The sequence below is a fragment of the Nosocomiicoccus sp. HMSC067E10 genome, assembly GCF_001810835.1.
GTDB classification, from domain to species: domain Bacteria; phylum Bacillota; class Bacilli; order Staphylococcales; family Salinicoccaceae; genus Nosocomiicoccus; species Nosocomiicoccus ampullae_A.
Genome location: NZ_KV802764.1, coordinates 138,365 through 162,291 on the forward strand (window position 1 = coordinate 138,365; position 23,927 = coordinate 162,291).

The 23,927-nt window shown below is 36.6% G+C and carries 23 protein-coding genes and 1 other annotated feature; all 23 genes read right to left on the reverse strand.

All coding sequences use genetic code 11. From position 1 onward, the window contains the following. Window positions 1-45 precede the first annotated feature (45 nt). Window positions 46-762, reverse strand: a complete 717-nt coding sequence (locus tag HMPREF2767_RS04765; RefSeq protein ID WP_070622777.1) for a TrmH family RNA methyltransferase — start codon at window positions 760-762, stop codon at window positions 46-48. After that, window positions 756-1,826, reverse strand: a complete 1,071-nt coding sequence (locus HMPREF2767_RS04770; RefSeq protein WP_070622778.1) for a M42 family metallopeptidase — start codon at window positions 1,824-1,826, stop codon at window positions 756-758. Before HMPREF2767_RS04770 ends, HMPREF2767_RS04765 begins: the two co-directional genes overlap by 7 nt. A gap of 130 nt (window positions 1,827-1,956) precedes the next feature. After that, window positions 1,957-2,313: a 50S ribosomal protein L20 gene (gene rplT, locus HMPREF2767_RS04775; RefSeq protein ID WP_040928700.1), complete on the reverse strand. Its 357-nt coding sequence runs from the start codon at window positions 2,311-2,313 to the stop codon at window positions 1,957-1,959. 19 nt (window positions 2,314-2,332) lie between these two features. After that, entirely contained in the window at window positions 2,333-2,536 is a 204-nt protein-coding gene (gene rpmI, locus HMPREF2767_RS04780) for a 50S ribosomal protein L35 (RefSeq protein WP_040928701.1), read from the reverse strand. A gap of 25 nt (window positions 2,537-2,561) precedes the next feature. Beyond that, on the reverse strand, window positions 2,562-3,089 hold the full coding sequence (gene infC / locus HMPREF2767_RS04785; protein WP_179853829.1) for a translation initiation factor IF-3: 528 nt from the start codon (window positions 3,087-3,089) through the stop codon (window positions 2,562-2,564). A gap of 13 nt (window positions 3,090-3,102) precedes the next feature. Beyond that, window positions 3,103-3,225 (reverse strand) — a sequence feature (ribosomal protein L20 leader region). Window positions 3,226-3,277: 52 nt separating this feature from the next. Then, complete coding sequence (locus HMPREF2767_RS04790; RefSeq protein ID WP_070622779.1) at window positions 3,278-3,712, reverse strand: PH domain-containing protein; 435 nt, start codon at window positions 3,710-3,712, stop codon at window positions 3,278-3,280. A 15-nt stretch (window positions 3,713-3,727) separates the two neighbouring features. After that, on the reverse strand, window positions 3,728-5,662 hold the full coding sequence (gene thrS / locus HMPREF2767_RS04795) for a threonine--tRNA ligase (RefSeq protein WP_068129331.1): 1,935 nt from the start codon (window positions 5,660-5,662) through the stop codon (window positions 3,728-3,730). A 296-nt stretch (window positions 5,663-5,958) separates the two neighbouring features. Further along, window positions 5,959-6,891, reverse strand: a complete 933-nt coding sequence (gene dnaI, locus HMPREF2767_RS04800; protein WP_070622780.1) for a primosomal protein DnaI — start codon at window positions 6,889-6,891, stop codon at window positions 5,959-5,961. Between the two features lie 9 nt (window positions 6,892-6,900). Then, entirely contained in the window at window positions 6,901-8,178 is a 1,278-nt protein-coding gene (locus HMPREF2767_RS04805; protein ID WP_070456741.1) for a replication initiation and membrane attachment family protein, read from the reverse strand. Then, on the reverse strand, window positions 8,171-8,635 hold the full coding sequence (gene nrdR / locus HMPREF2767_RS04810; RefSeq protein ID WP_068129326.1) for a transcriptional regulator NrdR: 465 nt from the start codon (window positions 8,633-8,635) through the stop codon (window positions 8,171-8,173). The genes HMPREF2767_RS04805 and nrdR overlap by 8 nt, the downstream gene beginning before the upstream one ends. A gap of 104 nt (window positions 8,636-8,739) precedes the next feature. Next, a complete protein-coding gene (gap, locus tag HMPREF2767_RS04815) occupies window positions 8,740-9,747 on the reverse strand; it encodes a type I glyceraldehyde-3-phosphate dehydrogenase (protein ID WP_070456743.1) in 1,008 nt (335 codons plus the stop codon). A 45-nt stretch (window positions 9,748-9,792) separates the two neighbouring features. Then, window positions 9,793-10,383 carry a dephospho-CoA kinase gene (coaE, locus tag HMPREF2767_RS04820; RefSeq protein ID WP_070622781.1) on the reverse strand — a complete coding sequence of 197 codons (591 nt, stop codon included), beginning with the start codon at window positions 10,381-10,383 and terminating at the stop codon, window positions 9,793-9,795. 4 nt (window positions 10,384-10,387) lie between these two features. Then, complete coding sequence (gene mutM, locus HMPREF2767_RS04825; protein WP_070622782.1) at window positions 10,388-11,248, reverse strand: bifunctional DNA-formamidopyrimidine glycosylase/DNA-(apurinic or apyrimidinic site) lyase; 861 nt, start codon at window positions 11,246-11,248, stop codon at window positions 10,388-10,390. A gap of 5 nt (window positions 11,249-11,253) precedes the next feature. Next, window positions 11,254-13,851, reverse strand: a complete 2,598-nt coding sequence (polA, locus tag HMPREF2767_RS04830; RefSeq protein WP_070622783.1) for a DNA polymerase I — start codon at window positions 13,849-13,851, stop codon at window positions 11,254-11,256. Between the two features lie 89 nt (window positions 13,852-13,940). After that, window positions 13,941-15,497, reverse strand: coding sequence for an AbgT family transporter (locus HMPREF2767_RS04835; protein WP_070622784.1), 1,557 nt, complete (start codon window positions 15,495-15,497; stop codon window positions 13,941-13,943). A gap of 94 nt (window positions 15,498-15,591) precedes the next feature. After that, window positions 15,592-16,233, reverse strand: a complete 642-nt coding sequence (gene queC / locus HMPREF2767_RS04840; protein WP_070622785.1) for a 7-cyano-7-deazaguanine synthase QueC — start codon at window positions 16,231-16,233, stop codon at window positions 15,592-15,594. A 9-nt stretch (window positions 16,234-16,242) separates the two neighbouring features. Beyond that, a complete protein-coding gene (gene queF, locus HMPREF2767_RS04845) occupies window positions 16,243-16,731 on the reverse strand; it encodes a preQ(1) synthase (protein ID WP_070456760.1) in 489 nt (162 codons plus the stop codon). An 87-nt stretch (window positions 16,732-16,818) separates the two neighbouring features. Beyond that, the gene (gene icd / locus HMPREF2767_RS04850; protein WP_070622786.1) at window positions 16,819-18,081 is read right to left on the reverse strand and encodes an NADP-dependent isocitrate dehydrogenase; all 1,263 of its coding nucleotides are present in this window, start codon (window positions 18,079-18,081) and stop codon (window positions 16,819-16,821) included. Between the two features lie 27 nt (window positions 18,082-18,108). Beyond that, window positions 18,109-19,227, reverse strand: coding sequence for a citrate synthase (gene citZ / locus HMPREF2767_RS04855; RefSeq protein WP_070622787.1), 1,119 nt, complete (start codon window positions 19,225-19,227; stop codon window positions 18,109-18,111). Between the two features lie 244 nt (window positions 19,228-19,471). Then, a complete protein-coding gene (locus HMPREF2767_RS04860; RefSeq protein ID WP_070622788.1) occupies window positions 19,472-20,152 on the reverse strand; it encodes a hypothetical protein in 681 nt (226 codons plus the stop codon). A gap of 15 nt (window positions 20,153-20,167) precedes the next feature. Further along, the gene (gene pyk / locus HMPREF2767_RS04865) at window positions 20,168-21,928 is read right to left on the reverse strand and encodes a pyruvate kinase (RefSeq protein ID WP_070622789.1); all 1,761 of its coding nucleotides are present in this window, start codon (window positions 21,926-21,928) and stop codon (window positions 20,168-20,170) included. A 9-nt stretch (window positions 21,929-21,937) separates the two neighbouring features. After that, window positions 21,938-22,897 carry a 6-phosphofructokinase gene (pfkA, locus tag HMPREF2767_RS04870; RefSeq protein ID WP_068129306.1) on the reverse strand — a complete coding sequence of 320 codons (960 nt, stop codon included), beginning with the start codon at window positions 22,895-22,897 and terminating at the stop codon, window positions 21,938-21,940. 75 nt (window positions 22,898-22,972) lie between these two features. Then, the gene (locus HMPREF2767_RS04875; protein WP_068129304.1) at window positions 22,973-23,917 is read right to left on the reverse strand and encodes an acetyl-CoA carboxylase carboxyltransferase subunit alpha; all 945 of its coding nucleotides are present in this window, start codon (window positions 23,915-23,917) and stop codon (window positions 22,973-22,975) included. Window positions 23,918-23,927 lie beyond the last annotated feature (10 nt).

A 23,927-nucleotide genomic window follows, 5' to 3' on the forward strand; every position in this document is an offset into this window, starting at 1 on the left:
AGTTATTATTCGATTGACTTAATTATACATGATTTTTTAAAAAACTTAAAGACTATACTGATGCATTAAAATACCACCAGCAACGGCGACATTTAAACTTTCAGCGTCTCCTGGCATATCAATTTTTACTTTATAATTCGCATGCTCGAGTACTTCTTGGCTAACACCTTGACCTTCGTTACCTAGAACAATCATTATTTTTTCATCTGTGATTTTATCTGTAAGTGATTGTCCTGAAAGATCTGTCGTAAGTATTGTCCCGTTGAAATTTTGCATCACTTCAATCAAGTCTACGTCTTCTAGTGAGACGTGAAAATGGCTACCTTGACTACTTCTTAGTACTTTATCGCTATAAGGATCAACTGTGTTTTTACCGATTAAAATACGTTTAAAATTAAAGGCATCGGCTGTACGAATTAAAGTGCCAAGATTTCCAGGATCTTGTATACCGTCAATAGCAAGGACTCGATCACTTTCAATACTTTTTGTTTCCATACGAACGACTGCGATAATACCCGGCGGTGTCACCAGTTTCGATAGCGACGACATGACGTCTTTTGTGACGACAGTCGTTTTTAAATCAAAGTTAAACGTATCTGTTTCAAGCACGAAAATCTCTTCAATATGTGCACCAAACTGAATCGCTTCTTCGATTAAGTGTTCACCTTCAATTAAGAATTGTTGTGCTTTTGTACGCCCTTTTTTAGTTAATAGTTTACGTATTTCTTTGATACGCTTATTATCTTTAGACGTAATTACCATTTGATATTGTCAACGACGTCATCATTTAATGATTTTACGATTTCAACGACAAGTTTTACTGCATTTTTAAAGTCTTCACGGTGCATGATGCTTACGTTTGAGTGCATGTATCTTAAAGGTACTCCGATCGCAAGTGATGGTACGCCGTCGTGAACTGTATGGAAACGTCCAGCATCTGTTCCACCACCAGGGATAGCTTGAAGTTGTACGTCGATTCCTTTTTCTTTCGCGAGCTTTTGAACGTGTTTTCTAAATCCGACGTGTCCAATATTTGTCGCATCTAACATGACGAGTAATGGTCCGTCTCCAAGCACTCCAACACCGTCACTCGTTTGAAGTCCTGGAGTATCTGTTGCGATACCAACATCAATTGCAATCGCAAGGTCCGGATTTACTTTATGTGCAGCAGTTTGTGCACCGCGTAGTCCGACTTCTTCTTGGACTGTCGCTCCACTCACTAAGTTAATATCAATTTCTTCTTCTTTTAATTCGTTTAACACTTCCACCGCAAGTGCACAACCGAATCTGTTATCAAATGCTTTTGCTAAAACGTAATCTTTGTTTGCCATTTCTGTAAATTCAGTATAAGGCACGATCATGTCTCCAGGCTTAACTCCGAGAGATTCTGCTTCTTCTTTATCTTTTACACCGATATCTAAATACATATCTTTAATATCGACTGTTTTCTTACGTGCTTCAGGCGATAACATATGTGGAGGTGTAGAACCAACAACACCAATATACTCGCCGTCATCTGTCACGAGTGTCATTTTTTGAGATAAAATAACTTGACTCCACCAACCACCGATCGGTGTAAATTTAATAAACCCTTTATCGTCAATTTGTGTGACCATAAATCCGATTTCGTCTAAGTGACCACCAATTAAGATCGTGCGTGATCCATTCCCTTTTTTCTTACCGAAAATACTACCTAAGTTATCCTCAATGAGCTCATCAGAAACTGGTGTTAAATATTCTTTCATTAGTTTTTTAACATCATATTCAAAACCAGAAATTCCATTCACATCTGTTAGAGACTTTAATAATTCTAATTGTTTATCCATATGTATCCCCTTTCTTTTATAATCATTATTTTAGCACATTTAAAATCTGATTTATTAATCCTGAATCAAATAATAAAAATATATCTAAACTAAAAAATCCACATTGATTACTCAATGTGGATGATAGACATTATTTTAAAGCGTCTTTTGCTGTGTTTACTAACTGTTCGAATGCTTTTTCATCGTTAATTGCGATTTCAGAAAGCATTTTACGGTTCATTTCGATGCCAGCAAGTTTAAGACCGTTCATTAAACGGCTGTAGCTGATGTCGTGTTGACGCGCTGCAGCGTTAATACGTGCGATCCATAATTTACGGAATTCACGCTTTCTATTTTTACGGTCACGGTATGCATATTGACCTGATTTGATTACTTGTTGCTTCGCAACTCTATATAAATTTCCTTTAGCACCGAAGTAGCCTTTTGATTGTTTTAATAATTTTTTACGTCTTTTACGAGTAGTTACTCCTCTTTTAACACGAGCCATTGTTGTTCCTCCTTAAAAATTACTTACCAGCTTTAGCTAATAAATGTTTTAATCTTCTTGCGTCTGACTTAGCAACTAATGCTGGTTGACGAAGTTTACGTTTTTGTTTTTTAGTTTTGTTTGCCATTAAGTGGCTAGTAAACGCTTGTGAACGTTTAAACTTACCTGATGCAGTTTTCTTAACACGTTTTTTGTAACCTTTATGAGTTTTCATTTTAGGCATAATAAATTTCCTCCAAAATCAAGTATTATTTTTCTTTTTTAGGAGCTAAGACTAAGAACATCGAACGACCTTCCATTTTAGGACGGACTTCTAAATCTCCTTCTTCTTTTAGCGCCTCTGCAAACTTAACGAGAACATCTCTACCGATGTCTTTATGAGTAATTGCACGTCCTCTAAAACGAATAGAAGCTTTTACCTTATCACCTTTAGATAAGAACTTCTTCGCTTGGTTAGCTTTCGTATTAAAGTCATGCTCCTCAATAGTCGGAGATAGACGAATCTCTTTAACGTTGATCACACGTTGTTTTTTACGTGCTTCTCTTTCTTTTCTCTGTTGTTCATATTTGTACTTACCATAGTCCATAATACGAGCAACAGGTGGTTTTGCATTTGGAGCAACTAAAACAACATCAAGATCTACTCTTTCTGCCATTTCAAGTGCTTCTTGCTTAGATTTAATACCGAGCTGTTCGCCATTTTGGCTGATTAATCGAACTTCTTTTGCACGAATACGATTATTAATAATTGCTTGGTCTTTTGCTATTGTTGACACCTCCAAAAATTTAACGAACAAAAAAGAGCGAGTGCATAGCTGCACCCGCTCACTGAAAAGACACTAATAGTGCCCATTCCCGAAAACCCGTTTACCGTTGGCTAAGGGTGTGAAGCGGGAGCTTCAACTTGTCCGTTCAATTCAACTCTTATAACTATACAGTAGTTATTTGTATATGTCAAACATATTTATATATTAAATTTCGCCTTCACTGTTTTTTTCTTTAGTTCACGTAAAAATTCTTCTTTTTCTTTTGGTGACACTTTTACGTTATCATATACTCCACCAATATAATCAATTTGTATCGCATCTTCACTTTTTGCTGCTTTGTTTCCACCGACGATAATATCGTCTGTTGCAGAAACGTTTGTGATCGCATCGTAAAAGATTTTCGACTTTTTGAAACCGTTATAAATGATTAACTGATGATTTGTAAACGTATATTTCACCGGCTTAAACGTATTCACAAGTACGATGATTATAATGAGTATAATCGATACTGATATTCGATTTGGCGGAATATCTCTTAAATACCCAACCAAAACAATGATGATTGTCGGTATAAGAAGTAGTAGCAAGTTATACCTTATAAATTTAATCCCGTATTTAGAATAATAGGTCATACTCTCACCTACCTATTATTTTTTAAGTCGAATCTCATCGACGAGTTTATATAAGAACTCTTCTTTTTCGTAACTATTTTGCTCAGTTTCACCGTATTTACGCACGTTAACTTCTTGTGCTTCAACTTCTTTATCACCTACGACGACTTGGTATGGTACTTTTCGAGTTTGTGCATCTCTAATTTTATACCCCATTTTTTCATCGCGTGTATCGATATCTGCACGGATACCATATGATTTCATTTCATCTAAAATTTCACGTGCATAATCATAGTGTAAGTCTAAGTTTACTGGAATAATTTGCACTTGTTCTGGTGCTAACCATAATGGGAATGCACCTTTATATTCTTCAATTAAGAATGCGACAAATCGTTCCATCGTACCAACAACACCACGGTGGATAACGACTGGACGGTGGTTTTGTCCGTCTTCACCGATATATGTTAAATCAAAGCGTTCAGGAAGTAGGAAGTCTAATTGAACTGTTGATAATGTTTCTTCAATTCCTGAAGCTGTTTTCACTTGAACGTCAATTTTCGGTCCGTAGAATGCCGCTTCATCGAGTGCTTCAACGTACTCAAGTTCTAATTCATCTGCCGCTTCTTTTAACATTCTCTCTGCAGTGTTCCACATGTTATCATCATCGAAATACTTATCTGTATTTTCTGGATCACGGTAACTTAAGCGGAATGAGTAGTTTTCAATCTTAAAGTCTTTGTATACTTCTTCGATTAAATGAAGTACACGTTTAATTTCTTCTTTAATTTGATCTGGACGAACAAATACGTGTGCATCATTTAATACCATTCCACGAACACGTTGTAATCCTGAAACTGCTCCAGACGCTTCATAGCGGTGCATCATTCCTAATTCTGCGATACGAATTGGAAGTTCACGGTATGAGTGTCTTTCATTTTTATAAATCATCATATGATGTGGACAGTTCATCGGACGAAGAACGAGTTCTTCGTTACCAATTTTCATAGCAGGGAACATGTCGTCTTGATAATGCTCCCAGTGTCCACTCGTTTTATATAAATCACTGTTTGCTAAAATTGGAGTATAAACGTGGTCATACCCAAGTGCTACTTCTTTGTCGACGATATAACGTTCGATTTCACGGCGAATTGTCGCACCGTTTGGTAGCCAGAACGGTAAACCTGCACCGACGAGTTGAGACGTATCGAAGATTTTCATCTCACGACCGATTCGTCTATGGTCACGTTCTTTTCTTTCTTCTAACATTTTTAAATGCTCTTCAAGATCTTTCTTTTTAAAGAACGCAGTACCGTAAATACGTTGTAACATCTTATTATCAGAATCTCCACGCCAATATGCACCAGCGATTGATAATAATTTATATTCTTTAATTTTTGATGTTCTCGGTACGTGTACACCACGACATAAATCTGTGAAGTCGTCTTGAGTGTATACAGTGACGAGCTCGTCTTCAGGAATCGCGTCGATTAATTCTAATTTATATTCATCGTGTTTAAATAATTCTTTTGCTTCTTCACGTGATAATACACGGCGCTCGATTGGAATGTTTTCATCGATAATCTGTTTCATTTCACGCTCAATTTTAGGGAAGTCTTCGTTAGATAATTTCTCATCCATATCAAAGTCATAGTAGAATCCTTCTTCGATGACTGGTCCGACACCAAACTTCACATCTTTATAAAGACGAGTTAAAGCATGCGCTAGTAAGTGTGCTGTCGAGTGACGCATCACTTCTAAGCCTTCTTCAGTTTTATCTGTGAATAGTTCAATTTCTGCATCTTCAACGATTGGACGTACGAGATCATACATTTCTCCGTTTACGCGTGCTGCGACTGATGCTTTTTTTAATCCCGGGCTAATTGACCCAGCAATTTCTTCTGCTGTAATACCACTATCAAATTGTTTTTCGCTTCCGTCTGGAAACTTAATGTTTACTTTAACATCTGACATAGTAATTCCTCCAAAAATTTAATAAAAAAAGTCGCCCCTAATAATAGGGACGACTGTAGTGCCGTGTTACCACCCTGATTCACAAGTCGACAAATAGACTTGCCTCAGAAATAGGAGATAACGCTCCAAAGCGTATAGCGATTAAGCTATCATTAATAAAGGTAGTAACTTTAATGCTTTATTATGCATTTTCACCAACCATGCACTCTCTATAAATAAATCAAAAAAATTGTGTCCTTTTAATGTTTATCAATTGTTAAGCATATTATACATTACTCTGAATAAACTGCCAAGTACTAATGGCGATAATTCGGCCCAACTAATTCAACTTCATACGTCAATGCACGAATTCTTTCCACCATACGTGTCGCCTTTATTTTATCGACCGTACCATCTTTCGTTACTGCATATAAATCGACCAACTGATCAATACTATAATTTGAACTGATAAACGTCGGTCGTTTTTCTGCCATTCGACTTTGAAGTATCGGTGTCAGTACTGTATCCCTACTCCATGCAGTAATATCTTCAGCACCGAGATCGTCTAACATTAACACATCCGCTTCTTTAAGCGCTCGAATTCTATCATCACTCGTATTGTCTTTAAACCCTGCACGAAGTTCTTGTAACAGTTCAGGTACATATATAATCATCGAGCTCACATTCTTCTCTTTTAACTCGTTCGCAAAACTCCCGAGGAAAAATGACTTCCCAACACCGAAGTTACCGTGAATGTATAACCCTCTATAGTCATTTTTACTCACAATATTATGGACCGTTTCAATCGATTTATGGATCACTTCTTCACGGTTTGACCCTTCGATAATATCTAAGTCATCAAAATGAGCGTTCACGATATCTTGAGAGATGAAAAAACTTTGAATCAGCTTTTGTTTTTCTTTGTACTTATCTCTCTCGACCTTAACTTTGCACGGTGTTAAATAGTGATGGATTTTGCCATTTCGAACTTCTAAGTTAATGACATAACCGTCTGGATGAGACTTACAATGACCATTTTCATCTTGAACACATTCTGAATCTTGTTCAACAAACTTTTTTATCATTAACATTTCGTCTTGAATCATCTCTTGAGTCACAGAGACACCAGAATCATTTACAAACTGTCTAAATTTTGGTGAATTGATGATCATTTCGTACGTTTCTTCATTACGTTCGTTATGTGCATTAAAAAGCGGATTGTTTTTCATCATATCGCTTAATGATTCCATTTATTTCACCTACAACTTTCTAAATCGGTCGATTGCTTCTTGAATCGATGTCGATTGTTTTTTTGTTACTTTTTTATTATGCATTGTCTGGTCTGAACTTTGTTTCTTTTGCTCATTAAACCATTTCGGTTCGACAATTTGACGCTTTACACGATAGTTACTTTTCTTTTTCGATTGGTTATTATAAAAAGTAAGCGCTGCATCTTTTGCTTCTTCAGCCGTTTGATATCCTTTACTTTCCCAATCTCTCGCGATTGTAAATACATAATTGTCAAATAATTGTCCGTCTTTTTGCATTAACGCATACTCTAACAGTACATTGATTACTCCGTTATTTAAATTCGTCTCTGTGACGAGTCGTGTTACGATTAGTTCATCGCTTCTTGATGGGTTGTTATTTCTTAACTGACGAATTCGAGTAACTGGACTAATACGGTCAAGCGACGTAAAGTAATCTTCATTTGTAGGTGTGTCTTCTGGTTGTAATTTTTCATCTTCTTTTTCATGTCGATAATAATCGAGTGCTGCACGTCTTAAAATATTTAAGTCGATACCTTTTGATTTGTCTGTTGATTTTACGATGATTTTTTTCATTTCATAAGCATTTAGATGAAAAAGCTCTGAGAGCTTGACGATATTTTCTCTCACAGACTGAGTAAAGAATTTACGGTCGACAAATGTTCCTCTTAAATGAGTAAATAGTACTTCAAAATCGAAGTCATCCTGTTCCACATTGCTACCTGTACTATTATTTCTACCTTCGTAATGATCTTCAGGTAATTTAAATGATTCTAAAGAAATATTTGAAAATACTTCAGTAAATTTACGACTGACGTCAGTGATATTATCTGGAAGTTTTGGATATTTCCAGTACTCTCTTTTTTTATTAAATAACTCACTACCGACTTTCGTATATAAAAACATACTCAGCATCGGATCGTTAAAAAACTCTGTTGCTGTTAACGGTTGTTTTACTTCGTAGATGAGTTGATCAATATGTGCGTCATCATTCACATACGTTTTAACCAAGCCAACCGCTTCTAATTTTTCAAGTTCTGATGAAAATATAGACAACGTCATATTCATTTCATCGATAATTTCGCTATGCATTCTAATTTCTAGCGGTTCAAACTTTCGGCTTGAATCATGTAAATAAATATAAATAGAAACTGCAACACTACCGAGAATCGGCATATATATATCATTTAACATCGTACGGTCATGTTCAGAAATATACTGCTGGTTATGGACGATAAACTCCGTACGTGGCGTTAGTGAACTACTCACCTTTTTCACCTTTTTCTAAATGCTTTAGCGCGTCCATGAGTTGGTTAATATCTGTAAACTCTCGGTACACACTCGCAAAACGAACGTATGCCACTTGATCCAGCTGCATCAATTCTTCCATAACGACTTCACCAATTTCAGTCGATGACACTTCATTTGTGTTTTTGTTTCTAAGTTTCTTCTCTACATTATCTACACACTTTTCTACTTCTTTAAAACTAATCGGTCGTTTTTCACATGATTTCATAAGACCGTCTAATAATTTATCTCTATCGAATTGTTCACGTGTATTGTCTTTTTTTATAACCATAAGAGGTGATAATTCAATACGTTCAAACGTTGTAAATCTTGCACCACAAGATTCACATTCACGTCTACGACGTATACTCGTCATATCATCTGTTTGACGTGAATCGATGACTTTTGTGTTTTCGTGACTACATACTGGGCATCGCATCAAATCACCTAATTCTTTTTTTATTAGTATAACATGATTGACTATTTATTAAATCGATTAAAAAACTCTCTATAAGATTGTCTTATAGAGAGTGGTTCTTTGAATTAAAGTTCTTTTGCAACACGTTCAACGAGTTCTACTGTACGCGTTGAGTAACCCCATTCGTTATCGTACCAAGAAAGTACTTTAACTTGGTTGTCACCCATAACCATCGTTAAATCAGAATCTACGATTGATGAACGTGAATCTGTGTTGAAGTCACTTGAAACAAGTGGCTCATCAGATACACCTAGGATACCTTTAAGATCTCCATTCGCAGCGTTTCTAAGCGCTTCGTTTACTTCTTCTTTCGTTACGTTTTTGTCTAACTCAACAACTAAGTCTACTAATGAAACGTTGTCAGTTGGAACACGTAATGCCATTCCGTCTAATTTACCTTCGAGTTCTGGTAATACGAGTGCAGTTGCTTTTGCTGCTCCAGTTGATGTTGGAACGATGTTTTCAGCTGCTGAACGCGCACGACGTAAATCTTTGTGTGGGTTGTCTAAAATTCTTTGGTCTGAAGTATACGCGTGAACTGTAGTTACTAACCCTTTTTTAATGCCAAATGAGTCGTTTAACACTTTAGCCACAGGCGCTAAACAGTTTGTCGTACATGAAGCGTTTGAGAATACGTCGTATTTTTCAACGTCTAAGTCTTTGTCGTTTACACCTAGTACAATTGTTTGAACGTCTCCACCTTTAGATGGACCAGTAAGTACGACTTTTTTCGCTCCTGCTGTTAAGTGTTTAGATGCTGTGTCACCGTGGTTAAATGCACCAGTTGCTTCAAATACGATGTCTACACCTAAATCTTTCCATGGTAAGTTTTCTGGGTTTCTGTCACGAGTGACTTTGATTTCTTTTCCGTCAACTACTAAAGTGTCATTATCTTTAGCTTCAACAGTTTTTTCCCATTTACCGTGAGTTGTGTCATAGTTTAGTAAGTGCGCTAAATCTTTTGCATCATAGCTAGCGTTTACTGCTACTAAGTTTAACGTATCTGATTCATGAACGATACGAAATACTTGTCTACCAATTCTTCCTAAACCATTAATCGCTACATTTGTCATAGTCAATAATCTCTCCTAGAATTTAGTCATGTTCATTATAGCATATCAGTCATTAAGTTGTTTAATAAAATCATCAATCTGATTATATAACGCTTCTTTCGTGTCGTTATTATTAAAGACGATGTCTGCACGTTTCTTTTTTTCTTCTAAAGATAGCTGTGACGCTATACGACGTCTTGCTTCTTCTTCAGTAAAATCGTTACGCGTCATCAGACGATTTAATTGTGTTTTCTCATCGACATAGACGACGATGACTAAATCAAACTGGTCTTCGAGTTTGTTTTCATAAAGAAGCGGAATATCTGAAAATACGTGACCAGTTTGTAAATTTTTATTTTTGTCAGCGTTCATCTCTTTTCGAATGATCGGATGCGTAATCGAGTTTAATACAGCAAGTTCATCTTTATCGTTAAATACGATATGACCTAATACCTCACGATTTAACGTACCGTCATCGTTTAAGATACCATTACCAAAGTGTTCGACGGTCTTTTTTAAACCTTCTGTTCCTTTATTTAAAACGTTTCTTGCATAGATATCTGCATCGAGCACGACGTATCCTTTATCTTTTAAATAATGACTAACTGTACTTTTACCGCTCGCAATGCCGCCTGTAATTCCGATTGATTTGTACATATTATCACCTCTGACATGTCGTGCAGTAATACGTGTTACGCTGCCCGATTGTTTTCGTTTTTATTTCATGACCTTTCGGACAGAACTTTTGCCCGTATACTTTGAACTTTGTTTGCATACTACCGGATTCTCCCGTTGTACTTCTATAATCTGAAATTGTCGATCCGCCAGCATTTAACGATAATTCAAACACTTCAACAATTTTATCAAATAATAGTTCTAATCTTTTTTTAGAAATATTTTTGACGCGCCTCGTCGGTAAAATCCCACTTCTATATAACGCTTCAGAAGCATAGATATTCCCAACACCTGGGATAATTTTAGCATCCATAATAATTGCCTTAATATATGAATTGTCATAACGGTTAGATTTTAACGTTTCGACGAAATAGTTTTTAGCCGTTTCTTCAGTATATTCAGGCGCCATATTTTTAAAAGGCAGAAAGTCGTTTAAATCACGAATCGTTCTTACTTCTCCAAACCTACGAATATCTGAGTAGACTAAAATTTGGCCATTGCTTAAATGAAACTGAACGTGCCAATGTTTTTTATAGTTCGCCTCAGTAATTTCATCAAGCGTGTTAACGATAAAGAAACCACCACTCATACCGAGGTGACTAATCATATATAATATGCCTTCATCATTCATAAGTTCAAAATACATATATTTACTACGACGTTTAATATTAATAATCGTTGAATTTCTTATATTTAAAAATGACTCGATTGGTTCTTTCACGATCGTCATTCGGTCATTTTTATGTCCGCTTATGACAGTGTCTGAAAAGACGACGTCTTTAATCTTTAAACCGATTAAAGACGTCAAACTTCTTTTTACGAGTTCAACTTCAGGTAATTCTGGCATATCATCTACTCCATTGTGTACCAATTTGGACCGTATTCATATTCAGCTTTTAATGGTACTTCCATCTCTAATGCGTGTTCCATAATATCTTTAATGAAGACGACGAAATCATCTACTTCTCTTTTTGGAATATCAAAGACAAGTTCGTCATGAATTTGTAGTAGTAATTCGGCATTGAACTTATCTTTTTGGTCACTCTCATAATAATTCACCATCGCAAGTTTAATAATATCCGCAGCTGTTCCTTGAATTGGTGAGTTCATAGCGATACGTTCTGAGAAGCTTCTCGCGTTAAAGTTACGTGAGTTTATGTCCGGAACGTAACGTCTTCGACCAAGCAATGTCGATACGTAACCGTCGCGCTTTGCGTCTTGAACGATATATTTCATATACTCTTTCACGTTTACGAACGTATCGAGATACGTATCAATAAACGCTTTCGCTTCTTTACGCGTGATCCCAAGTTGTTGAGATAATCCGTAATCAGAAATACCGTACACGATACCGAAGTTTACCGCTTTGGCATTTGAACGCATTGTGCTCGTAACGTCACTCGAGTCGACGTTATACACGTTCGCTGCCGTCGTCGTGTGAATATCCTTGCCTTCTTTGAATGCGTCGATCATCTTTTCATCTTTAGAAATCGATGCAAGGACTCTTAACTCGATTTGTGAATAGTCGAGTGATAATAATACGTTCTCTTCACTTTTTGGGACGAACGCTTTTCTAATTTTACGCCCTTCTTCTAATCGAATTGGGATGTTTTGTAAGTTTGGTTCAACACTAGATAGACGTCCCGTTTGAGCAAGCGTTTGGTTAAATCTCGTATGAATGCGCCCGTCTTCATGAATTTGTCCTTGTAATCCTATGACATACGTCGATTGTAATTTTTGAATTTCACGATACTCCAAAATAAAATCGATAATTTCATGTTGTGGACGTAACGCTTCTAATACATCCGCTGCTGTTGAGTAACCTGTCTTCGTCTTTTTAATTACTGGTAACTCTAAATGTTCAAATAACACTACACCGAGTTGTTTCGGTGAATTGATGTTAAACTCTTCTCCAGCGATTTCATAGATTTTACTTTTTAAGTGATCGAGACGTTCCTCTAACTCTGTTTCCATTTCTTTTAACGTATTAATATCTACTGTGATTCCTTTAATTTCCATTTCAGATAACACTTTAGATAAAGGAATTTCTAATTCTTTCCATATCGTAAACATATCATCATCTTTTAGTTTTTGTTCTAAAAGTGGTAATGCATGATGGATTGCTAAGGCTTTCTTTTCTGTAAAATCTTTCGTCTCTTCAATCGTTGGGTTTTTCTTACTACGCCCTTTACCGTAATGAGACTCGTCGCTATCGATTTGAATGTTAAATTGTTCAACAGTCGAACTGACATCTTCAATTTTTTTACCAGGATCAAGTAAAAATGCCCCGAGCATAATATCCTCTGTAAATTGATTAAATGAAACACCTAATTGATTTAAAAATGCGATTTGTCGTTTTAAGTCATACGTATTCACTGATTTTCTCGTCTTTAAAAACTCTTCGAGTTCGTTTTTATCTACATCTTCAACAGCTGTCACATAACTATTTTCACCATCAGTGACGACGAGTACATTCGGTTCATTTAATAAGTAATTCGCTTCTTCACTCTCTAAATATAAAGAAACATCTTTACCGAGCGTGTCTATGCTGTCGACTCGATTTGCTTCAAAAGTCGTCGTATTCTTTACAGGCGACTCATTTAAGTTTTCAAGTAACGAATTGAATTCAAATTCTTTAAATACTTTAATTTTCGCATCGATGTCTTCAGGTGGAAGTTTTAAGTCGTCTAAACTAAAATCAAACGTCATATCTCTATAAATCGTTGCGAGTTCTTTAGACATAAACGCATCATCTTTAAAGTTCTCTAAATTCTCGCGCTGTTTACCCTTTAATTCTTCAATATGTTCGTAGACACCTTCGACTGAATCGTATTTCTTTAACAGCTTAATCGCGGTCTTTTCACCAATACCAGGGACACCTGGGATATTATCAGACGTATCGCCCCATAAACCTTTCATATCAATAATTTGTTCCGGACGAAGACCGTATTCTTCTTCAATAAACTCCGGCGTATATTTATCGATTTGAGTGACACCTTTTTTCGTAAAGTAAATCGTCACGTGTTCACTTGCGAGTTGAGTTAAATCACGGTCACCGGTAACGATAATCGTCTCCATGCCGTTTTCATCTGCTAATTTAGATAACGAACCGATAATATCATCCGCTTCGTAGTTCGTTTCTTCGTATCGTTTAATACCGTATGCATCAATTAATTTACGAATCGGCGCAAACTGTTCTCCTAATTCTGGTGGTGTCTTTTGACGTCCACCTTTATACTCACCATACTTTTCATGTCTAAACGTCTTTTTACCTGCGTCAAACGCAATTAAAAAGTGAGTTGGATCTTCTTCACGTATAATTTTATCTAATATTTTTTGAAAACCAAAAATAGCATTCGTATGCAGTCCACTTTGGTTACTTAAAAGAGGTAGTCCGTAAAACGCACGAAACGCTAAACTATTACCATCTATTAAAATTAACTTATCCATAGTAAGTCTCCCTCAATTTGTTATTAGTTTCATTATACAAGTCGGATAGTTTCTTTCCAAATTAAAAAAACACGTCCGAAGACGTGTTTTTATGGATATACGATCGGAGCGTTTGGTCCAAGTGGTAATCCAAGTAGCATCCAAACGATTAGGAATATTGACCATGTGATTAAGAAAAATATTGAGTACGGTAGCATAATTGAAATTAATGTTCCGACTCCGATATCTTTTACATATTTATTGGCAAACGCGATAATGACTGCGAAGTACGTCATTAATGGTGTAATGATGTTTGTACTTGAGTCTGCGATACGATATGCCATTGTCGTTAATTCTGGTGAGTAACCGAGTTGCATTAATATTGGAACGAATATCGGTGCCATCATCGCCCATTTAGCTGATGCACTTCCGATGAATAAGTTAATGAATGCTGTAACTAAAATGAACCCTATAATTAAAGGAATCCCTTTTAAGTTTAAACTCTCAAGTAATTCTGCACCATAAACACCGATTACCATACCGATGTTACTTTCGGCGAAATATGCAACGAATTGACCAGCAGTAAATGCAAGTACGATAATAGTACCCATCGTGTTCATCGTATCTGTTAACTGATGCGCGACGTCTTTTTCACCTTTAATTGTTTTTGTAACAAGACCATAAACGAGACCAGGGATAAAGAATAAAATCGCAATGATTGGTACTAAGCTTGACATGAATGGAGATTGAATAATCTGATCCATGTAACTTCCTTCATCTCCACGCATTGGTGAGAATGGGAATGCGACGAGTAAAGAAACAAGTAGTACTGAAACAATAATTGAAATAAATGCGTAAAGTAATCCTTTTTTCTCTAAATCGTTTAACGCATGCATATCTTCTGAATCATCTGTGTTTAAATATTTAGAGTCATACGTACCTAGACGTGGTTCGACGATTTTATCTGAAACGAACCAACCGACTAACGTTAACACGAACACACTCGCTGCGATAAAGTAATAGTTCATCGCGACGTTCATCGTCTCAACGTACGCTGGATCGATCATTTTAGCTGCGTCCATTGAAAGTTCTGCGAGCATCGCATCCGTACCACTTAGTAAGAGGTTCGCACTAAACCCTGCAGATACCCCAGCAAACGCTGCAGCAAGTCCTGCGATTGGGTGTCTACCAAGTGCTAAGAAAATAACTGCCCCTAGTGGTGGTAATACAACGTATCCTGCGTCACTTGCGAGTGACGACATAATCCCTGCAAACACTAACCCTGCAGTAATTAAAGACTTCGGAATTGCTAAGATGAAACCACGTAACGCTGCAGAAATTAAACCAGAGCGTTCTGCGATACCAATACCAAGCATCGTTGTAAGTACGACACCTAATGGTGCGAAGTTGATAAAGTTATCGACCATATTTTCAAATATATATGTAATTCCGTCTTTACTTAATAAGTTATTGACCTCAATTATTTCGTTTTTGTCACCTGGATGCGCGACTGAAATTCCTATCGCAGATAAAATCGCAGAAGCGACTAATGTTAAAACTGCTAGCAGGAAAAACAAAGTCACAGGGTGTGGTAACCTATTCCCAGATTTCTCAACGAAGTCGAGAAACTTCTGGAAAACGCCACCCTTTTTATTAATGTTCTCCATATATAAACCCCCATTAAAAGTATATATCTGTCTATTCTGTCAGAAAATATACAATATTTCAATAGGGGTTTAAGTATATCTCATATTCAAATGTTTAATTGAACTTCCTTTTCTCGTACTCTTCTAATCCTTCATTTCTAAGAATACAAGCCGGGCACTCTCGACACCCTGATCCTTTTATACCGTTATAACACGTGAGCGTTTCATTTTTTATATAATCAAATACATCGAGTTCATCTGCCATTTCCCACACTTCACTTTTATCCTTATCCATAAGTGGTGTGTCAATTTTAATATGACGATCGAGTCCTAGATGTATCGCGTGCTCTAACGCTGTAACAAAGTCACTTCTACAATCCGGATAACCACTAAAATCAGTTTCACTGACACCTGTTACAATCGTATCAGCACCGATTTGATACGCCGCGATACTCGCGATATTAAAAAATAATATGTTTCGACCAGGGACAAATGTATTCGGCACGTCACCATCTGATTTTATGTCGATATCTCTCGTTAACGCATTTTCTGTTAAATCGTTAATTAACGATACATCGATACAAGTGTTTTTTACGTTAAAATCTTTTGCGATTTTTTGAGCGATTTCAACTTCTTCAGCGTGTCTTTGATTATAGTGAAACGTGATTGTTTCTACTTCATCGTAATGTTTTAATGCGTATGCTAAACATGTCGTACTGTCTTGACCACCACTAAATACAATTAATGCTTTAGACATATAAACTTCCTATCTATTGTCAATTTTTTCAGGATACATATCGTGTTCAAAAAGACGTTTTTCAGCCATTTTTTCAAATTTCGTTCCTGGTTTACCGTAGTTTGCATATGGATCGATTGAAATTCCACCTCGCGGTGTGAATTTACCCCACACTTCAATATATTTTGGATCCATTAAGTCGATTAAATCTCTCATAATCGTGTTCACAGCTGCTTCATGAAAGCCTCCATGATTTCTATAGCTAAATAAGTATAACTTTAAAGATTTACTCTCTACCATTTTAATATCAGGGATATAACTAATATAAATCGTTGCGAAATCTGGTTGATTCGTCATCGGACACAGTGTCGTAAATTCTGGACAATTAAACTTCACCATATAATCCATTTCAGGATGACTATTATCAAACGTCTCTAACACACTGTTATCATACGTTGTCGGATATTGAACATTTTGATTTCCGAGTAATGTTAAGTCTTTCATCGTGTCGTCTTTCATTATAATTCTCCTTTAATTATAGTCTTATCCAGTATATAAGAAACAAATAAAAAATAGAACCACTGATGTGGTTCTATATACTCTCTATTACATGTTTTCTACTAATAAGTCACCGAACTCAGAAGTTTTCACTTCTGTTGCATTGTCCATTAGTCTCGCAAAGTCGTATGTGACTGTTTTGTTAGCAATTGTCGTTTCCATAGATTTGTTAATTAACTCAGCTGCTTCTTTCCAACCGAGGTGTTCTAACATAAGTACTGCAGATAAAATTACTGATGACGGGTTCACAACGTCTAAACCAGCATATTTAGGTGCTGTACCATGAGTCGCTTCAAAGATTGCATGTCCTGTGTCGTAGTTAATGTTCGCACCTGGTGCGATCCCTACTCCACCAACTTGTGCTGCAAGCGCGTCAGAGATGTAGTCTCCGTTTAAGTTCATCGTTGCAACAACTGAGTGATCTAATGGATTTAATAGAATTTGTTGTAAGAAGATATCTGCGATTGAGTCCTGGATAATGACCTTACCTGCTTTAACCGCTTCATCTTGTGCTTTGTTTGCAGCTTCTTTACCTTCTTTTTCAACGATTCTATCGTATTCATCCCATGTGAATACTTTGTCACCATATTCTCTTTCAGCTAACTCGTAACCCCATTTTTTAAATCCACCTTCAGTGAATTTCATGATGTTACCTTTATGAACGAGTGTAACAGTCGGTTTATTATGCACTAGTGCATATTCAATTGCTGCTCTAATTAAGCGTTCAGAACCTTCTTTAGATACTGGTTTAACACCAATTCCAGATGTTTCTGGGAAACGAATGTTAGTCACATTCATTTCATCTTGTAAGAAGTTGATCAGCTTTTTAGCATCATCGCTACCTGATTCAAACTCGATACCAGCATAAATGTCTTCAGTGTTTTCACGGAAAATCGCCATATCGACGTCTTCAGGATTTTTAACTGGTGACGGTACACCGCTGTAATGTCTTACTGGACGTAAGCATACGTAGAGATCAAGTTGTTGTCTTAACGCAACGTTTAATGAACGGATACCTCCACCGATTGGTGTAGTAAGTGGTCCTTTAATTGCGATTAAGTACTCACTAATTTTGTCGAGTGTATCTTGTGGTAACCACTCGCCAGTTTTATCGAATGCTTTTTGTCCTGCGTAAACTTCTAACCATTCAATTTTCTTTTCACCGTTGTACGCTTTTTCAACAGCGCTATCGATTACTTTTTTAGCTGCTGGCCAAATATCTTTACCGATTCCGTCTCCTTCAATAAAAGGAATAATTGGTGTGTTTGGTACGTTTAAAACGCCGTCTTTTAAAGTAATTTTCTCTGCCATTATATAATCTCCTTTATGTGTATAAAATTATCTACTTTCAATTGGTTCGTATTTTCTACTCGTATATCCAGTGTACTCTGCGCGTGGACGAATGAGTCGGTTATTTGCATATTGTTCTAACATATGTGCAAGCCAACCTGACGTACGGCTGACAGCGAATATTGGAGTAAATAAATCATGTGAAATACCCATTGAGTGATACACTGATGCACTGAAGAAATCGACGTTTGGTAATAACCCTTTTTCTTCTTCTACAATTTCAGCGATGCGTGTCGACATTTCGTATAATTCAGGTTCACCTGTCTCTTCAGTTAACTTACGAGACATTTCTTTTAAGTACTTCGCACGCGGATCTCCTTCTTTATATACGCGGTGTCCGATACCCATAATTTTCTCTTTGTTTTCAAGCTTTTTATGGATATATTCGTCAACTTTATCTAAACTACCGATTTCAGTTAACATGTTCATCACTTGTTCGTTTGCACCGCCGTGTAGTGGTCCTTTTAATGCTCCAATCGCAGCAACTGTTCCTGAATATAAATCAGATAACGTCGCAACACATACGCGAGCAGTAAATGTCGATGCGTTAATTTCGTGATCAGCGTGTAAAATAAGTGCTTTTTCCATCGCTTCGACTTGTACATCTGTCGGCTCTTCACCGTATAACATATATAAGAAGTTTTTAGCAAAGCCGTATTCTTCTTTAGGTTTAACAACATCTAAACCTTTTCTAAAGCGGTCAAAGTTAGCAACAATCGCAGGAATCGCTCCTTGAATACGGATTGATTTATTCTTGTTTGCTTCTTCAGTTAAAATATCCGCTTCATCGTCAAGCATACCTAGATATGAAATTGACGTTCTTAATGCAGCCATCGGCTGATTACCTGTTTTAGCGAAAATTTTAAATACTTCTTCGTCTTCTTGAGCGAGTGACATATATTTAAATAAGTCCGCTTCAAATTGTTTTAACTCTTCTTCGTTTGGTAAGCGGTCGTTCCATAGTAAATAAACGACTTCTTCAAACGTTGCATTTTCGGCTAAGTCATCAATTTCATAACCAGCATATGTTAGCTGAGTTCCGATAATAGAACTAATTCTTGACTCTCCAATTACTACACCTTCTAAACCAGCTTTCATTTCAGGCATAGAATTTAACCCCCCATATATCTTTAAACGATTTATTTAATTTCATTATAGCAAACTTTGTATATAGGTGCTTACGTTTAATTCATACACTTATTTGTGAATTTTATATCAAAGACTATTGTGATGGTTGATATAGAACGGGCTTAAAACATAGAATCATTTATATTTTTTAACTATAACTAAAAATTAAGTTTCTTATACTTTTTAATAAGTTTAATTTATAACTAAAAAGAGAGTAGATAAACTACTCTCCTTTAGGTACTTCTATTTGCTCTACTTCCCCAATGTTTTCAAATGTTGCAAAGCCTTTAATATCATAATTTTCTTTATCGTCACTTAAGGTACCTTCGACATCTGCACGCACGACCTTATAGTCGGCATTCACTTGAAGTGTTAATGATAAATTTTCAACATCATAATCTTGTAAATTAGATGCAAGTTCATTACTAAATATAGATAAATCTTCAATTGTCAGTAAATCGTAAGTAATGACGTAAACATCTTTATCTGTCTTAAGATCGCCTTTTGGTAATTCTTTAAGTTTTTCAACGAGCTCGCTATACGTTAATGGATTTAGTTCAATGTCACTCGTTTCAAATTCACCATTTGTTAAAACTTTCTTTTCACCATTTACATCATATAATGTAAAGACCGAGTCAGAGGCATCAACTTCAAACTTTACATTTTCATCATTATCAATAGTAACTATAAAGTTTAATTCGTCTTCATCGTTCATCGTAAGCGTCCCACGCTCTTCATAAGAAATCACATCTTGGTTGTTCGCGACAACTTCGTCGATTAACGATTCTGACGTCATAGATTTATCTTGTTTAACTTCTTTTACTTCTTCTTCACCATCATTACTATTACTACATGCACTTAAAAGTAACGTTGCTGAAAAAATGCTTATGACAAGCTTTTTCATTCGTATCCTCCTCAATTACAGTACGTCTGCATGTCCACTATAAACGACATGCTGTTCACTGTCGACAGTTACTTTCATGCCTGGTTTTAATATGTCAAACGCATCTGTTGCTCCAACGATTGTCGGTAACTCTAAATTTAAACCGACGATTGCTCCAGGACTTGTTAGACCACCTTCAACAGTAATTAACCCTGCCGCTTTCACTAAGTGTGGTGTCATTATACCATCAACTTTTTCTAGTAAAACGATTTTCCCTGTAGTATCGATTTTGGCAAGTTCATCATATGATTTCGCCATAACTACTTCACCGTAGCCAGTTAATTTTCCTATTCCTTGAGCGGTGATTAACGTATCTCCAACGACGTGTAACTTCATTAAGTTTGTCGTTCCAGCTTGTCCTGTCGGCACACCAGCTGTGATAATAATTAAATCACCTTCATTAGCGTATCCTTTTTCAACGACAGATTGCACTGAACCGTTGAGTACTTCATCTGTATTACTTAACTTTGGAGCAACAATCGGTTGAACGCCCCATACGAGTTCAAGCTGTCTAGCGACATAATCATATGGAGTGACTGCGATAATATCACACTGTGGACGATATTTTGAAATCATTTTTGCAGTATGTCCAGATTCAGTTGCCGCAACAATTGCACGACAGTTTAAGTTTAACGCAGTATGTGCTGCAGAAACTCCAATTGCTGTCGTTACTGTAGTATCTTGGACTTTCGTACGATCTGATAATAGCTTCTTATAATCTTGTGCTGCTTCACTTGACGTCGCAATGTTTGCCATCGTCGTTACAGCTTCTACTGGATATTCACCAGCTGCAGTTTCTCCTGATAACATGACTGCGTCACTTCCGTCGTAAATTGCATTCGCAACGTCACTAGCTTCTGCACGCGTACAGCGCGGATTATGTTGCATTGAATCTAACATTTGTGTTGCTGTAATGACTGGTTTCCCTGCAAAGTTACATTTTTTAATAAGTTCTTTTTGTGCAAGTGGTACAGCTTCGGTCGGGATTTCAACACCTAGATCTCCACGAGCAACCATTAAACCGTCTGATACGAGTAAAATTTCGTCGATATTATCGATACCTTCTTGGTTTTCAATTTTAGGAATGATTTTAATGTAGCTACCGTTGTTTCCTTCAAGAAGTTCACGAATTTTTAATACGTCATCTTTTTTACGGATAAATGACGGTGCGATGAAATCTACTTCGTTTTCAATACCAAATAAAATGTCACTTTCATCTTTTTCAGTCATCGACGGTAAGTTCACTTTAACTTGAGGAACGTTTACGCCTTTTTTATTTTTTACTTCGCCTTCATTTAAAACTGTCGTATGAATGACTTCGTTATCATAGTCAAGCTCATCGATTTTTAACGTAATAATTCCGTCATCGATTAAAATCTCGTCTCCTACTTTTACATCGTGAATCAGACCATTATAAGAAATAGAAATTTTTTCAGAATCTCCGAGTACTTCATTCATATGAACGGCAAGCTTTTGATTTTTAACAAGATGAACAACACCGTCTTTTATATTGTGAGTTCTAATCTCAGGACCTTTTGTATCGAGTAGAATACCGATGTGTTTTTCAAGTTTTTTTGAAACTTTTCGAATCCTCTTAATACGATTTAAATGCTCTTCATGGTCACCGTGTGAAAAGTTCAGTCTCGCGATGTTCATACCAGCGTGCATTAATTTTTCTAATGTTTCTTCACTTTCTGATGCTGGCCCAATCGTACAAATTATTTTAGTTCTACGCATAATATCCTCCTAAATAGATAACTCATTAATTATATCAATGAGTGATATATCAATTTTCTTTTCATGATTTAAAACCGTATCGTAATCGACATGTTTTATTGAGTTTTGTGTTAAGTACACCATTTGTCCAGATTGTCCTTCTAGTAATAAATTGACAGCTTCATATCCGAATCTAGAAGCAAGTATACGGTCTTTTGAAGACGGTCGTCCCCCTCTTTGAATGTGTCCAAGGACACTAATTCGTGATTCAATATTTAATTGTTCACTTAATAGTTTACTACATTTTTCTGCAGACATAACCCCTTCTGCAACGATTATTATCGAATGTGTTTTCCCACGTTCAATCCCTCGTTTAATTTTTGTAGCAACGTCGTTTATATTATATGGTACTTCTGGTATTAAAACCGACTCTGCACCACTTGCGATGCCGCTATATAATGCGAGCATTCCACTATCTCTACCCATAACTTCAATAATAAATGTACGTTCGTGGCTCGTTGCTGTATCTCTTATTCTATCGACGGCTTCAACAACTGTGTTTAATGCTGAATCAAATCCAATTGAGCTTTCAGTAAACGGAATGTCGTTATCGATTGTTGCTGGAATCGCTATTGTTTTAATTCCGTGTTTTTCAAGTGCATACGCACCTCTAAACGTCCCGTCTCCTCCGATGACAACGAGTCCTTCTATTTCAAATTCTTTTAAAATTTTAACTGCCATTTGCTGTATTTCTTCATCTTTAAATTCGTTACAGCGAGCAGAATATAATGCCGTTCCACCACGCTGAATAATATCACCGACGTCGGATAATTCCATGCGTTTAATATCTCCACGGATCAAACCTAAAAAGCCGTGGGAGATTCCAAATACTTGTAACCCTCTATTAATACTAGTACGTACGACAGCTCGAACTGCTGCGTTCATGCCAGGTGCATCTCCACCACTAGTTAATACTGCAATACGTTTCACAATTACACGCTTCTTTCTATTTATAAAAATAACTCTCTTACTAAGTATTCTACTTAAAAGAGAGTTAAATTTGTATTAATTATCTTCAACTTTAAAATCACCGATCGCCATATACTTTTCAAATCGTACATCAAGACGTGATGAATCGTCGATTTCACTTAATTGTTCAAGACCATTTATAATCGCTTCTTTTGTTTGTTTATATACGAACGGTTTGTCGACGTGTGCACCGCCCTCTGGTTCTTCAATTACAAAATCAGCAACGCCTAACTCGTAAAGGTCTGCAGCTGTTAACTTTAATGATTTTGCTGCCACTTCTTTTAACGATGCATCTTTAAATAAAATACTCGCAGCACCTTCAGGAGAAATGACTGAATACGTACTGTTTTCTAGCATATAAAGATGATCACATACGCCAATTCCTAGCGCTCCTCCAGATCCACCTTCACCGATAACAATAGAAATGATCGGGACGTTAAATCCAGCCATCTTTACGAGGTTTTTAGCAATCGCTTCACTTTGTCCGCGTTCTTCTGCTTCTTTACCTGGATACGCACCTTTCGTATCGATAAATGTAACGATTGGACGTTTAAACTTTTCTGCTTGCTCCATTAACCTGAGTGCTTTACGGTAACCTTCAGGATGTGGCATACCGAAGTTGCGTTTAATGTTTTCTCTTGTCGACATCCCGCGTTGGTGACCGATAACAGTCACTGGTGTGCCGTTAATGCTTGCGACACCACCGATAATTGCACGGTCATCTCCATACGCACGGTCTCCAGCAAACTCGATAAATTCATCGCAAATTGCTTCGATGTATTCTAACGTCGTTGGACGCTCTAACTTTCTAGCAAGCTCTACTTGCTGCCAAGGTGTTAGTGTGCGTGTCATCATCTTAATTTTATCGTTTAGTGCATCGATTTCTTTTGATAAATCGATATTGTTTTTTTCTTCATAACCTTTTAACTCTTCGATTCTGTCTTTTAAATCTTGTACAGTATCTCTTCTCGTTTCAGACATACACTCACCC

What these genes read in the sequence shown, in the direction of transcription:
- HMPREF2767_RS04765 (WP_070622777.1), bottom strand. Translation starts at nt 762, where the DNA reads ATGGTAATTACGTCTAAAGATAATAAGCGTATCAAAGAAATACGTAAA.
- HMPREF2767_RS04770 (WP_070622778.1), bottom strand. Translation starts at nt 1,826, where the DNA reads ATGGATAAACAATTAGAATTATTAAAGTCTCTAACAGATGTGAATGGA.
- rplT (WP_040928700.1), bottom strand. Translation starts at nt 2,313, where the DNA reads ATGGCTCGTGTTAAAAGAGGAGTAACTACTCGTAAAAGACGTAAAAAA.
- rpmI (WP_040928701.1), bottom strand. Translation starts at nt 2,536, where the DNA reads ATGCCTAAAATGAAAACTCATAAAGGTTACAAAAAACGTGTTAAGAAA.
- HMPREF2767_RS04790 (WP_070622779.1), bottom strand. Translation starts at nt 3,712, where the DNA reads ATGACCTATTATTCTAAATACGGGATTAAATTTATAAGGTATAACTTG.
- thrS (WP_068129331.1), bottom strand. Translation starts at nt 5,662, where the DNA reads ATGTCAGATGTTAAAGTAAACATTAAGTTTCCAGACGGAAGCGAAAAA.
- dnaI (WP_070622780.1), bottom strand. Translation starts at nt 6,891, where the DNA reads ATGGAATCATTAAGCGATATGATGAAAAACAATCCGCTTTTTAATGCA.
- nrdR (WP_068129326.1), bottom strand. Translation starts at nt 8,635, where the DNA reads ATGCGATGCCCAGTATGTAGTCACGAAAACACAAAAGTCATCGATTCA.
- gap (WP_070456743.1), bottom strand. Translation starts at nt 9,747, where the DNA reads ATGACAAATGTAGCGATTAATGGTTTAGGAAGAATTGGTAGACAAGTA.
- coaE (WP_070622781.1), bottom strand. Translation starts at nt 10,383, where the DNA reads ATGTACAAATCAATCGGAATTACAGGCGGCATTGCGAGCGGTAAAAGT.
- mutM (WP_070622782.1), bottom strand. Translation starts at nt 11,248, where the DNA reads ATGCCAGAATTACCTGAAGTTGAACTCGTAAAAAGAAGTTTGACGTCT.
- polA (WP_070622783.1), bottom strand. Translation starts at nt 13,851, where the DNA reads ATGGATAAGTTAATTTTAATAGATGGTAATAGTTTAGCGTTTCGTGCG.
- HMPREF2767_RS04835 (WP_070622784.1), bottom strand. Translation starts at nt 15,497, where the DNA reads ATGGAGAACATTAATAAAAAGGGTGGCGTTTTCCAGAAGTTTCTCGAC.
- queC (WP_070622785.1), bottom strand. Translation starts at nt 16,233, where the DNA reads ATGTCTAAAGCATTAATTGTATTTAGTGGTGGTCAAGACAGTACGACA.
- queF (WP_070456760.1), bottom strand. Translation starts at nt 16,731, where the DNA reads ATGAAAGACGACACGATGAAAGACTTAACATTACTCGGAAATCAAAAT.
- icd (WP_070622786.1), bottom strand. Translation starts at nt 18,081, where the DNA reads ATGGCAGAGAAAATTACTTTAAAAGACGGCGTTTTAAACGTACCAAAC.
- citZ (WP_070622787.1), bottom strand. Translation starts at nt 19,227, where the DNA reads ATGCCTGAAATGAAAGCTGGTTTAGAAGGTGTAGTAATTGGAGAGTCA.
- HMPREF2767_RS04860 (WP_070622788.1), bottom strand. Translation starts at nt 20,152, where the DNA reads ATGAAAAAGCTTGTCATAAGCATTTTTTCAGCAACGTTACTTTTAAGT.
- pyk (WP_070622789.1), bottom strand. Translation starts at nt 21,928, where the DNA reads ATGCGTAGAACTAAAATAATTTGTACGATTGGGCCAGCATCAGAAAGT.
- HMPREF2767_RS04875 (WP_068129304.1), bottom strand. Translation starts at nt 23,917, where the DNA reads ATGTCTGAAACGAGAAGAGATACTGTACAAGATTTAAAAGACAGAATC.